Here is an 11,652-nt window from a genome sequence, read left to right as displayed (position 1 = left end):
AACATCATCAATGCATCAAGTGGTTATAAAATCTTCTCAAGTTTTCAGATTTAACAGCAAACACCTGTTCTATTCAGGTGTCGTTCAGTTATGTCTTCCACTCGTTATTTATCCACTTGTATTCTCGGTGTTGCTGAATAAAAGTTTGAAATTAAAAAATTCCATGTTTGAAACTGTTTTATTTGGGCTTTTGGCGGAAGCCAAATTCATACTCTTAATTAGCAACGTAGTCTTCTAATGGTGAAGTGACGAGGTAATTTTTTTCCCATCTAAGTTTAGGAGAAACTCACTATGGCAACCATTAACGGTACTAATAGCCCTGACAATCTGTCTGGTGGAGTTGATTTTTTTAGTTTCGGTGATATCATCAACGGATTTGATGGCAACGATACAATTAAGGGCAAAGATGGCGACGACACACTCATAGGCGGTGCTGGGACTGATACTCTGACTGGAGGATTCGGTAACGATGTTTTCAAGTTCAACTCAGTTTCTGAGAGTAAACCTGGTGTTTTACGGGATGTTATCAGCTTCGATCGCGCCACGTATACATGAGAAAATCAGTTAATACAATCGCAACAGTTGCGATGATGTCAGGGAAGAAAAAAAGATGTCGGAGAATTTAAGAAGCCAAATTGTGACGCAAGGAGTGCAGCGATCGCCTAATCGAGCTATGCTGCGGGCAGTTGGTTTTAAAGATGAAGATTTCAATAAAGCCATTGTGGGTATTGCCAACGGTTACAGTACAATCACTCCCTGTAATATGGGGATAAATCAACTGGCGCTCATAGCAGAGGCTAGTATAAAATCTGCCGGAGCGATGCCACAAATGTTTGGCACAATAACCATCAGCGACGGTATTTCAATGGGAACAGAAGGAATGAAATATTCCCTAGTATCGCGGGAAGTCATCGCCGATTCCATTGAAACCGCCTGTACTGGACAAAGTATGGATGGTGTGCTAGCGATTGGCGGTTGTGATAAAAATATGCCAGGGGCAATGCTGGCGATCGCTCGGATGAATATCCCTGCAATATTCGTTTACGGTGGCACAATTAAACCCGGTCACTACAACGGACGTGATTTAACTGTTGTCAGTTCTTTTGAAGCTGTTGGTCAATATAGTGCTGGAAAAATTGACGAAAAGGAATTATTAGAAGTTGAAAGTCGCGCTTGTCCTGGCGCTGGTTCTTGTGGGGGAATGTTCACAGCTAACACCATGTCTTCAGCATTTGAAGCCATGGGGATGAGTTTACCCTATTCTTCGACAATGGCAGCCGTTGATGCCGAAAAAGGCGACAGCACGGAAAAATCGGCTTATGCGTTAGTCGAAGCTATCCGCAAACAAATCTTGCCTCGGCAAATTATCACCCGCAAATCGATAGAGAATGCCATCTCTGTGATTATGGCGGTGGGTGGTTCGACCAATGCAGTGTTGCATTTTTTAGCGATCGCCCGCGCTGCTAATGTAGAGTTAACCCTGGATGACTTTGAAACCATCCGCGCCCGTGTTCCCGTTTTATGTGATTTAAAACCAAGCGGTAAATATGTAGCTACAGATTTGCACAAAGCTGGTGGCATTCCGCAAGTAATGAAGATGCTACTTGTGCAAAACTTGTTACATGGTGATAGCATTACTATCACTGGCCAAACCATTGCAGAGATATTGGCAGATATACCAGAAGAACCATCCGCCAATCAAGATGTGATTCGGACTTGGAATAACCCGATGTATCCTCAAGGACATTTAGCTATCCTCAGAGGTAATTTGGCAACAGAAGGGGCTGTAGCCAAAATTACCGGGGTGAAAAAACCAGTAATTACCGGCCCCGCACGGGTGTTTGAATCGGAAGAAGCTTCTTTAGCTGCAATTTTGGCGGGTAAGATTCAAGCTGGTGATATTTTGGTTATCCGCTACGAAGGGCCCAAGGGTGGCCCTGGAATGCGCGAAATGTTAGCTCCTACCTCAGCAATTATCGGTGCTGGTTTGGGTGATGCGGTGGCATTAATTACCGACGGGCGCTTTTCTGGCGGTACTTATGGCATGGTAGTTGGTCATGTTGCACCAGAAGCAGCCGTTGGTGGTGCGATCGCTCTTGTAGAAGAAGGGGATAGTATTACTATTGATGCACCCGCTCGTTTATTGCAATTGAATATATCCGAAGAAGAATTGGCTCGTCGTCGTGCCAACTGGCAACCCCCCGCTCCCCGTTACACTAAAGGCGTGTTAGCGAAATATGCCTTTTTGGTATCTTCTAGCAGTATTGGTGCTGTGACAGATTTAGACTTGTTTTAATTAACCTTACCTAATAGACATCTCCGAAAAAGAATTGTTTTGACGTAGCAGTGCTACGTCTTTTTGATTTCTAGTAATTTTTACCTAACTTTTATGAGTTTTTATAAAAATATTGATAAAATTTCAGGAAATTTACAGAGAGGATATGATGTCAATAGAGAAATTACGGAAATATAGTTGACTCTCAACTGCATAAAAACCGAAAAGGGTACAAAATGAGTCCTGAATCTAACGTCAAGTTAACGATCGCTCTTTCTAATCCAAACTTAGATGCAGATGAGCAAGAACGCGAAACACGGAATCTGCTCAGAGAGATTAGAGATTTAGATGTAGAAAGTGCTGAACTTGTAGCAGTTGCACAAACTCCTCCAGGATCAAAGGCGTTTGGGGCTTTTCTGCTGGGAGTTTTGCAAGCAGAGGTGAGTGTTGCTAATTGTAAAAAATTATTGGGATTTTTGGGCGATCGCTTAGGTAACAAAACTATAGAATTGGAAGTTGAGGCTAACGGTAAAAAACTCAAAGTAAAAGCCAGCAGTCAGGAAGAATTAACAGCAGCGCTGGAAGCCGCGCAAAAGTTTGTAGCCGTAGGTTGAAAAATCCCATAATAAAAGAGAGGATAGCAAGATGGTAAAGGTGGCCTTGCTAATCGGAGTCAGCGAGTACGAGCCTGGTCTTAACCCATTACCTGCGTCGGTAAAGGATATGCAAGCGATCGCCAAAGTTTTGCAGCATCCCGAAATGGGAGATTTTGCTGAAACAGATATCCAAAAACTGGAGAATCCCGATCCTCAGAAAATGCAGGAAGCGATGGAGACGCTGTTTAGTGATCGGCGTAAAGATGACCTTGTAGTACTTTACTTCAGCTTCCTTGATATTGCCAATAACTTCTGTTTTCGTCTTCCCTTGACTGATACAAGCAGGTAAACTAGGACATTCAGCTACCCAATAACCATCTTCTCCTGGATAGATAATAACTTGTCTTTTCATCTATTGCTCATACAAATCAAAAAATCAAAACTGTAGTCTAAACAAATCAAAAAAGCCAAAATTCATAACAAATCTGGATTTTCCCCTAGTTCTCTTAATCTAGCCGCTAAACGAGCCACCTGTGCAGCAGCCGCTTCTGCTTGTGCAACTGCGGCTTGTGCTTGTACAGCAGCAGCCTCCTCTGGTAACAAAACCAAATTGCTAGCCACATCGTAAAACCGCAACCATACCGCCGTTTCTCTATCTATTGTTCCCTCACTCGTCCCTAACCATAAACCTAAACGCTTACACCATAGCCACCCATGCTCATTTGGTGTTAAAGGCTGATACTGCTGATTATCATCTAAATGCCACCCCTGTAAAGAATTAGGATCAAAAGGATCATAGACAAAATAATCTGAGGTACGGAAAGTTTCTTGGTAAAGATTTTTCTTAATCCCCTTGTCAATTGCTGCTGTAGATGGTGACATTAATTCCACGATTACATCAGGATAGCGACCGTTTTCTTCCCAAACTACCCAACCTTGTCTTGAGTTATTGCCGTCAACATTTAGCACCGCAAAGAAATCTGGGCCTCGGAAATCACGGTTACGAACCTGAGTGCTGCTGTAGTAAATAAACATATTGCCCCCAGTGAAGAAATCATTGCGATCGCACCAAGCTTGTTGCAATGACCGAATCAGGACATTCATAGCAATTTGGTGGCGATTTGATTCCAAGGGTTCACCATCATCAAAAATTAAATCTGTAGGTGGGGTAGGGGGTTCCCAGTCCACAATGGCTGCTGGATTTGTCTCAGTAGTCATGAGCGATCGCCTTTCTCAGAAAGCCTTAGATTTCTATCATAATCTGTCAATAGCTTGCTGAAGTAAGGCGTACAGATTACAAATGGTTATAAATTATTCTTCATGCAATCTCGAAAATTAGGCATAGCTTGAAAAATCCCAATTGATTGCAACAATACCAGAACAGATAAACTCGGATTGCCGTGATGATTCGCTATTATGAGCGATCGCTTCATCTACAAAAATATAAACATTAACAATCCTTAATAGATAATATTATTAAGGATTGTTAAGAGGAGCAAAAACTGCTCACAAACGCGATTGTTTCTTAAAAATCATCGAGAAACTGACTAAGGCGACTGATTACGGGGTCAACCTCTTGAGGAGGGGTAGCAACAGTATAAGAAGTATTATTTACTACTTCTAATTGACTTGGAGACTGAATGAACGATCGATCATTGACAATGATCGCCAGTTGTGCAACTTGTTGAGAAAGTTGCAGTAGATGGTGTTCCATCGCCTCCAAACGATTAGATCCCTTGGCAAAAAAACGTTCCTCAAGTCCAGCCACTTGACGTTGCAGTTCACCGATTTGCTGATCAATCGGTGTTGTTGCTGCTGTTTGTGGAGCAGGTTGTACAGGTTCCGGTACACATAAAGATTGCCATAAGGCTTCTTTACAGAGGTCGCTGAAAGTCTTGTCTGGTTGTTTGTCCAAATAACTTTCTACTTGCGCTAACAAGCTTTCATCAGCAAGCTCTGGGTTGAACGTGACGGATTTAACTACCTTTTTTGACCATTGGAACATCAGCTTTATGCCCTAGCAGCGCGATTGGAGGATAATTGTGCCTCTCCATAAATATACTGCCCCAAAGCATTCGCCTGTCGTGAAGGTGCTGCTAAATGAGCATTAATCTTTGCTTCTTTAAGCAGACGTTGAACGTCGTCCCAGAAGAACTCACCACCCCCGCCAGTCAGAATCACATCGGTGACACGTTCTGGCAACCAGGCTAGCACACGGCTACAGATTTCCCGCGAAAACATCTCCGTGAGGTTGGGAAGAAAATCATCTAGGTTGGTGGGCTTGCTAGCGCCTTTAGGACGGTAATAACGTTCACCTCTGGGTTTGTTGACTGCGGAAATCAGAGCTAGAGATTGACTATCTGCTCCCTCGATTTCGGCGGACACCAATTCATAAAACTTGTTCATCCCGAAGTCTTCGCTCTTAGAAGCACCTCTGGCAAAACGGAAGTTATCTACCATCAAAAGATCGACGGTTTGATGTCCAATATCAACGATCGCCACCGATATTTTTGTAAAATCGGGACTACCAGGACTTTTCTTCGGTTGAGCTTCAGACCACAGCAGACTGCCGTAGCCTTCTGGCATTACCCATACCTTACTGACATTCAGCGATATAGATTCGCCTCGGAAGTTCAACACATGAGGCCCGCCTACTTGGCTAATCAACTGGGCTTTTTCTTTTTCAAATTGTTCTAAGGAAAGAAAAGGCAGACCTAGTACGACTGAGATATCGTCTCTAAGTTTGAAGTAGCCAGCACTTGCTAACACTTTTACCAGTGCAGCCTCTACCTTAGATTGCCCAACTCCTAGATTTGCGCCAAAATCGGCTGCCAGTTGACCAACAGCATATCCATTTCCTTGATACTCCAGCCACAAATCCATTAAGGGGTCAGTAGCCCTAGCTTCAAAAACACCACCGCGGACTTGTTCAATTGACATCTGCTTGACGTTGGCAGGTACAAACACCACATTACCGGGTTCACGACTCACACAAGTTTTTGTGGAAGTTCTGCCTAAATCAACACTGAGAATGGTTTTTCCCGGAACAGCGCCCGTCTTGGGAGGAGTATTATTAACAGCATTGATCGGAGTCGATGCTGACACTCTATTCATGGGTATAGCAGCAGCATTGATGGGTGTAGCGGCGGAAGGTTGGTCTGTCATGAAAGCTCCTAGTTCAAACTTAACTGTAAAAAGTTGTCATGCTCATCTTACAAAAATGCGAGCAACCATAAATTCTAGGTTGCGTCAAGTGTAGCTAGAAATACGCCAAAAATTAATTTCGGCGATATCTCTGATAAGCTCATGCCTTCGCACATCTAGTATTATTTGGCATAGTGTAGGCGAATTTTGGCCAGATGTAACCCCTGCTTTTACTGCTTTCAAACCAAAAGCCTCCGTGTTTCATCTTCTAGAACGTCTTAACTGGCGCTTAAATATCCAGAAAATAAATGCTAGTACCAAACCGCCAAGTACGATTTTGGATACAGGAGCAAGGTACTTGTCCACAAGTTCATACTGACTACCCAATATGTATCCTGAGTATGTTAACAAACCCACCCAAGCGGCGCTACCCAATGTTGTGTAAAACAAGAATGGCAGCAAGGGCATATTGCTGATACCTGCGGGAACAGAAATCAAGGTGCGGATTCCTGGCACAAGGCGGCCAATTAATACTGCTTTTCTACCTTGTCGGTCAAACCACTCTTTGGCCTTGGTGATATCTTTACTAGATATAGCCAGCCATTTGCCATACTTGTCAGCCCAAGCTTTCAAACGGGTTTCACCCAAAAACTTACCTGGATAATACCAAATAAGTGCGCCCAATACAGAACCCAAAAGTCCTGCGAAAAACACACCAATGATATTCAGCTTTGCCCCCCCTGGTTGATATGGACTTGCTGTAAATCCAGCCAGTGGCATGATCAATTCTGAAGGAATGGGGGGAAAAAGGTTCTCTAAGAACATTAGTAGGGCGATTCCCCAATAGCCAAAATAGTTAATAGTATTAGTTATCCATTCGAGCATTGAGTCAATTCCTGAAATTGCTGTACTATTCCTGTGACTAAGATTCCGCTTTAGCTTTTAAAAAAGCTAATTATCCCCGCCAATATCAAGGTAATTCGGCTACACGAAAAGTTGACATTGCAATGAAGAAACAGAGTAAGACAAGTGGAAGCTAGCGGTTCATGTAATTAATTTTGAGGCGTAAAAAAGTTCGTAGTAAGGACTTTAGTCTTAGATTTTGCACATGTGCTTACTAAGTAGGTAGGCGTAATTAAATATAAGATCAAACCTCACCCTCAATCCCTCTCCGATATTTTGGAGAGGGAAGCCGGATAGAAGGTGAGGTTTTATATTTAGTTTGACGCACTTACTTACGAAGTAATCAAAATTAATGAGACAGTCCACTAGGGCGCTATTTCATTAATTGCAAGGTTTCTCAAAATTTGTAAGTAGCTCTAGCCCTTAAAATTTAACGATTTATCGCTCGCTACGAACCTGACAAAATCAATGAAACTAACCACCAGATTTTATTTTCTAATTTTTTAGATCCCCCTTAGTCGGTTTTTTAAAAGGACTAGAGAGGATCTAAAGATTTGATGGCAAATTTAAAAATATACTAAGAGGGTTTTGTTCTGAGGTTGTGAGGTTGCGCCTGTAGGAGAGCAGGGAGAAAATTTTACTTTATCCCCCTCATCCCCCTCATCCCCCTCATCCCTTCTTCTAGGCTGTGGGGGTCAATGATTGTACTCTTGGTTCTGATTGCCAGTCTAATGGATTCAAAACTCGATCTTCCAGCGCCATCTGCTCAATCAAACTTGCCAGTCTCAGAGCTTTGAGAGCTTGTTCGCCGCCTACTGAGGGTTGATTGCCCCCATGTACACAGTTGACAAAATGCTCTAATTCTGCGCTTAAGGGTTGAATATTGCTGGTGTAGACTTTTTCAATTACACCATCTTGCCTGTAAAGTACTTGTCGGTGATCGGTGAGAGAATTGGCAGTCGTTTGTCGGTGAATCAAAATTTCATTCTTGAGAAAATCTGCTTCAGTGAATGAATTTTTGCAATGGGCGACAATCCGACGAATTTTGCGGTGGGTAACTTTACTGGCGGTCAGAGTAGCAACAATACCATTGGCAAACCCCAAGGTGGCAGTTACGTAATCTAAATAACCAGAGTCTAGGGCGCGAGTCCCGCTAGCAGTCAATTTTGTGACTGGGGAAGCAGCTAATTCCAAAAGTAGGTCGATGTCATGGATCATTAAATCCAGCACAACCGAAACATCGTTTGCTCGATCTGAGTAAGGACTCATTCTATGGGCTTCTAGCGCCAGCAATTCTTCAGTTTTAAGCACTTGGCTTAGTTCTTTAAAAGCTGGGTTAAAACGCTCAATATGACCCACTTGCAGGATACACCCAGACTCAGCTGCGGCATTTACTAAAGACTCTGCCTCAGAAATACTGGCTGCGATCGGTTTTTCAATCAAAACATGAATTCCCGTTAACAGACAGTTAATGCCCACGGCATAGTGCAGACGGGTGGGAACAGCTACACAAACTGCTTCCACAAGGGGTAGCAGGTCACAGTAATCTTCAAAAAAACGCACTTTGTACTTGCTGGCAGTTTCTAGCCCTCGCTCAACATTAATATCTGCCACTCCGACTAGTTCAACATCTTTCATTGAACTCAGCACGCGAGCGTGATGTTGTCCCATGTTACCCACTCCAATCACGCCTATGCGGATCGGTCGTGGCTGGTTACGCTGTGTATATAGATTCGGTTCTGCCACTGACATGCTATCTTGCACTATTATTCTCTCCTCAACCACCAAATTTAGAGACGCTACGGCCGTTGGCGTTTATACTCGAAATGCCAGTTACGATCCGTCTAAAACCATCCAGATGGTAACATAGAGCCTATGTTTATGAAGAATTTCAAAGTTTGCGATCGGTTCCCGTAATCCAAATATCTTTTGTATAGATAGTTCGGGTTTGTTTTGGATTTTGCACTTTCTACAATAAATATGTGTCTTTTTATTAAATTTAAAACATTAAGTAAGGTTTAAGTGTAAAATTTTCAAATTTATAAGAATTGCCTTTCTTTGCTCCGACTTAACTTAATTGTTGCATTTAGGCAATTAATTACCAGGATCAATATTTAATTGATACTACTAAAATTACAAAGTGATGAAAAAGTAACATTTATGCTTTTTTAAAGAAAAACTATTGGAAATGATCGGTACTGATTAATTGAAAATATTTTTGTATGATTATTTGCAGTATCCATTGTATAAACGTACTCCTGCAAAGAAGCAAGCTAAGCGTAGCGTCTGGTAGAGAAGACATCACACCGCTTTTTGAGAGAAACTAGTGTAGATTGTTTCTTTGAAATATCTAAGGTGCGGCGTTGTTTGTCATCACTCACAGGGTTCAGGAGTCGCTTTGGCATTGCTTCGTGACAATTTGTTGGAGTGTAATCTGGCGATTTAAAATCCAAAATTTGCAACTGAGATGAAAGCTGTAATTCTGTTATCTGGGGGATTAGACTCTTCCACAATTCTATACAAAGCTAAGGCTGATGGCTGTGAATGTCATGCTATTTCCTTTGATTACCAGCAGCGACACCGACGAGAGTTACAGTCAGCCGTGACTATTGCTCAAAAAGCTGCGATCGCAAAACATCAGGTAGTTAATTTTGACTTACGACAATGGGGCGGTTCAGCACTTACCGATGACGCGATTGATTTACCTCAAGAGCGATCGCTGGATGAAATGTCTCAAAATATTCCTGTAACTTATGTTCCGGCTCGTAATACCATCTTTTTAAGCTTTGCTCTTGGTTTTGCCGAAGCGATCGCAGCCGAACGTGTCTATATCGGCATCAATGCTTTAGATTACTCAGGATATCCTGACTGTCGCCCCGACTATATCCAGGCGATGCAGGAAGTTTTTCGTCTGGGAACCAAACAAGGGCGTGAGGGACAACCAATTAATATTGTTGCACCCTTAATTAACCTGAAAAAAACTGAAATCATCCAACTGGGTAACCAGTTGGGAGTTCCTTGGGAGTTAACTTGGTCTTGCTATGCAGGTAATGATGTCGCCTGCGGTATATGTGATTCTTGTCGCTTGCGGCTAGCAGCTTTTGCCGAATTGGGACTTGTTGATCCAGTGGAGTATGCTTTTTGAGTTAGGAGTTAGGAGTTAGGAGTTAGGAGTTAGGAGTTGGGAGTTGGGAGTTGGGAGTTGGGAGTTGGGAGTTGGGAGTTGGGAGTTAGGAGTTGGGAGTTAGGAGTTAGGAGTTAGGAGTTAGGAGTTAGGAGTTTGAAGTTAGGAGTTTGGAGTTTGGAGTTTGGAGTTTTAATTCTTAACTCCTAACTCTCAACTCCTAACTCTTCTAACAACCGTTGCACTTGAATTTGATGCAGGCGTGGGCCAACAATTGATACCACGGTGAATTCGAGATTTTGATAACGGAAGCTTTCGCCAATGACCGGAATTTTCTGTAACTGATACAGCAAAAAGCCCCCTAGTGTTTGGTATTCCCTTGTTACGGGCAAATTCAGATGCAAAACTTCGTTGAGGTCTTCGAGATTAATTTGCGCCTGCACTAAAAATTTATCTTCATCTAACATCTGAATCAGCAAGTCGTCGTTGCTTTCAGGAACGCTTGCGTCGCCAATGATTTCAGCAATGACATCTTTGATTGTCACTAGTCCCACAGTAGAGCCAAATTCATTTACTACCATGACCATAGCTGGTTTCTCTTGCTGCATCATGGGCAAAAGTTCACTCAGGGGCGTGTATTCGGGAACAAATCGGGCGGGACGCATCCAAGGTTGGATTTGTGTCTCTAAACTGAGCTTTCCTACAGCTAAAGGTTGTGCTAAATCTTTAAAATAAACAATGCCGCGAACATCGTCTAAAGATTCACCAATCACGGGATAACGAGAGTAACCAGTAGCAGCCATTTCCTTGAGTAATGTTTGGAAGCTAGCATCTTTTGGCAACGTGATAATACTGGTGCGGGGGATCATCACATCTTGGGCCATGACATCCCCAAACTCAAAGACGTTATTGAGCAATTCTCGCTCTGCACGCTGTAAACCAGTAGATCCCCATTCTGTAGAAATAATCAGTTGCAATTCTTCGGGAGTTACAGGTGGTCTCCAGCCTTGACCTGTGTATTGGATACCAAAAATCCGCAATAAAAAACGAGTTGATTGGTTGAGAATCCAGATGAAGGGGCTGAAAAAACGCACGATCGCTTTTACCGAAGGCCCCAAAAACCTAGCTAGCTGTTCTGAGTACAGCATGGCTAAGGATTTGGGACATAGTTCTCCGATCACAATTTGCAGATAGGTAATCAAGAAAAAGGCAATGGGAATTGATAGAGAATGCGCCAGGAAGGTAGTCATCCTACTTGGTAAAGGCCAGGATTTTAACCATGCATTAACCAGCACGACAATCGTACTTTCGCCAATCCATCCCAAAGCCAAACTAGAGAGGGTAATACCTAACTGGGTGGTAGATAATAGTCGGTCAATACTACGTTGTAGCATTTCGACTGCGATCGCTGGAACATCCCCAGCCTTAACTAGCTGGTGAATACGCGATCGCCGCACGCTCACCATTGAAAATTCCGCCGTCACAAAAAAGGCATTTATGGCAATAAGCAGTAGCACTGACAATAACCGTAGCGCCACATCTGTCCAAATTAAATTAGGAAAACCACTCACCACTAAAGCTCGTGTAAAACTCACGCCCTCCATTTTTGG

Annotated in this window: 11 protein-coding genes and 2 pseudogenes; 5 read left to right on the top strand and 8 right to left on the bottom strand. The window is 42.8% G+C overall.

The features are described 5' to 3' along the window. The first annotated feature begins 291 nt into the window (after nt 1–291). From V7K73_RS21520 to V7K73_RS21505, 4 genes and pseudogenes are all read left to right on the top strand, one after another. Nucleotides 292–555: a hypothetical protein gene (locus tag V7K73_RS21520; RefSeq protein ID WP_334882865.1), complete on the top strand. Its 264-nt coding sequence runs from the start codon at nt 292–294 to the stop codon at nt 553–555. A gap of 55 nt (nt 556–610) precedes the next feature. After that, nucleotides 611–2,296, top strand: coding sequence for a dihydroxy-acid dehydratase (gene ilvD / locus V7K73_RS21515; RefSeq protein WP_334882863.1), 1,686 nt, complete (start codon nt 611–613; stop codon nt 2,294–2,296). A 215-nt stretch (nt 2,297–2,511) separates the two neighbouring features. Next, nucleotides 2,512–2,889: a hypothetical protein gene (locus V7K73_RS21510; protein ID WP_334882861.1), complete on the top strand. Its 378-nt coding sequence runs from the start codon at nt 2,512–2,514 to the stop codon at nt 2,887–2,889. A gap of 31 nt (nt 2,890–2,920) precedes the next feature. After that, nucleotides 2,921–3,100: pseudogene (locus tag V7K73_RS21505) on the top strand (caspase family protein); the annotation flags it as partial. A 45-nt stretch (nt 3,101–3,145) separates the two neighbouring features. Here the strand turns inward: V7K73_RS21505 and V7K73_RS21500 are convergent. The 7 genes and pseudogenes from V7K73_RS21500 to V7K73_RS21470 form a co-directional block, all read right to left on the bottom strand. Further along, nucleotides 3,146–3,283: pseudogene (locus tag V7K73_RS21500) on the bottom strand (type II toxin-antitoxin system HicB family antitoxin); the annotation flags it as partial. A 62-nt stretch (nt 3,284–3,345) separates the two neighbouring features. After that, nucleotides 3,346–4,089: a Uma2 family endonuclease gene (locus V7K73_RS21495; protein WP_334882859.1), complete on the bottom strand. Its 744-nt coding sequence runs from the start codon at nt 4,087–4,089 to the stop codon at nt 3,346–3,348. Between the two features lie 307 nt (nt 4,090–4,396). Then, nucleotides 4,397–4,876 carry a plasmid segregation centromere-binding protein ParR gene (locus V7K73_RS21490; protein WP_334882857.1) on the bottom strand — a complete coding sequence of 160 codons (480 nt, stop codon included), beginning with the start codon at nt 4,874–4,876 and terminating at the stop codon, nt 4,397–4,399. A gap of 5 nt (nt 4,877–4,881) precedes the next feature. Next, nucleotides 4,882–6,036: a ParM/StbA family protein gene (locus V7K73_RS21485; protein ID WP_334882855.1), complete on the bottom strand. Its 1,155-nt coding sequence runs from the start codon at nt 6,034–6,036 to the stop codon at nt 4,882–4,884. Nucleotides 6,037–6,276: 240 nt separating this feature from the next. Further along, a complete protein-coding gene (locus V7K73_RS21480) occupies nt 6,277–6,900 on the bottom strand; it encodes a DedA family protein (RefSeq protein ID WP_334882852.1) in 624 nt (207 codons plus the stop codon). Nucleotides 6,901–7,599: 699 nt separating this feature from the next. After that, nucleotides 7,600–8,682 carry a Gfo/Idh/MocA family oxidoreductase gene (locus tag V7K73_RS21475; protein WP_334882850.1) on the bottom strand — a complete coding sequence of 361 codons (1,083 nt, stop codon included), beginning with the start codon at nt 8,680–8,682 and terminating at the stop codon, nt 7,600–7,602. A gap of 509 nt (nt 8,683–9,191) precedes the next feature. Beyond that, entirely contained in the window at nt 9,192–9,323 is a 132-nt protein-coding gene (locus V7K73_RS21470; protein ID WP_334882848.1) for a hypothetical protein, read from the bottom strand. A gap of 62 nt (nt 9,324–9,385) precedes the next feature. Here V7K73_RS21470 and queC point away from each other — a divergent pair, with 62 nt between their 5' ends. Continuing rightward, complete coding sequence (gene queC / locus V7K73_RS21465) at nt 9,386–10,063, top strand: 7-cyano-7-deazaguanine synthase QueC (protein ID WP_334882846.1); 678 nt, start codon at nt 9,386–9,388, stop codon at nt 10,061–10,063. A 185-nt stretch (nt 10,064–10,248) separates the two neighbouring features. Here queC and V7K73_RS21460 read toward each other — a convergent pair whose 3' ends face one another. Further along, complete coding sequence (locus V7K73_RS21460; RefSeq protein ID WP_334882845.1) at nt 10,249–11,646, bottom strand: hemolysin family protein; 1,398 nt, start codon at nt 11,644–11,646, stop codon at nt 10,249–10,251. Nucleotides 11,647–11,652: the final 6 nt, after the last annotated feature.

Source organism: Nostoc sp. (assembly GCF_036916975.1).
Taxonomy (GTDB): Bacteria; Cyanobacteriota; Cyanobacteriia; order Cyanobacteriales; family Nostocaceae; genus Nostoc.
The sequence above is the reverse complement of the archived record's forward strand: the minus strand, read 5'-3'. Positions and strand labels throughout refer to the sequence as shown.

Bases quoted from the DNA above. Each gene is read 5' to 3' on its own strand.
- V7K73_RS21480 (WP_334882852.1), bottom strand. From the start codon at position 6,900: ATGCTCGAATGGATAACTAATACTATTAACTATTTTGGCTATTGGGGA.
- V7K73_RS21470 (WP_334882848.1), bottom strand. From the start codon at position 9,323: ATGCCAAAGCGACTCCTGAACCCTGTGAGTGATGACAAACAACGCCGC.
- V7K73_RS21495 (WP_334882859.1), bottom strand. From the start codon at position 4,089: ATGACTACTGAGACAAATCCAGCAGCCATTGTGGACTGGGAACCCCCT.
- V7K73_RS21520 (WP_334882865.1), top strand. From the start codon at position 292: ATGGCAACCATTAACGGTACTAATAGCCCTGACAATCTGTCTGGTGGA.
- V7K73_RS21485 (WP_334882855.1), bottom strand. From the start codon at position 6,036: ATGACAGACCAACCTTCCGCCGCTACACCCATCAATGCTGCTGCTATA.
- V7K73_RS21460 (WP_334882845.1), bottom strand. From the start codon at position 11,646: ATGGAGGGCGTGAGTTTTACACGAGCTTTAGTGGTGAGTGGTTTTCCT.
- V7K73_RS21510 (WP_334882861.1), top strand. From the start codon at position 2,512: ATGAGTCCTGAATCTAACGTCAAGTTAACGATCGCTCTTTCTAATCCA.
- V7K73_RS21490 (WP_334882857.1), bottom strand. From the start codon at position 4,876: ATGTTCCAATGGTCAAAAAAGGTAGTTAAATCCGTCACGTTCAACCCA.
- queC (WP_334882846.1), top strand. From the start codon at position 9,386: ATGAAAGCTGTAATTCTGTTATCTGGGGGATTAGACTCTTCCACAATT.
- ilvD (WP_334882863.1), top strand. From the start codon at position 611: ATGTCGGAGAATTTAAGAAGCCAAATTGTGACGCAAGGAGTGCAGCGA.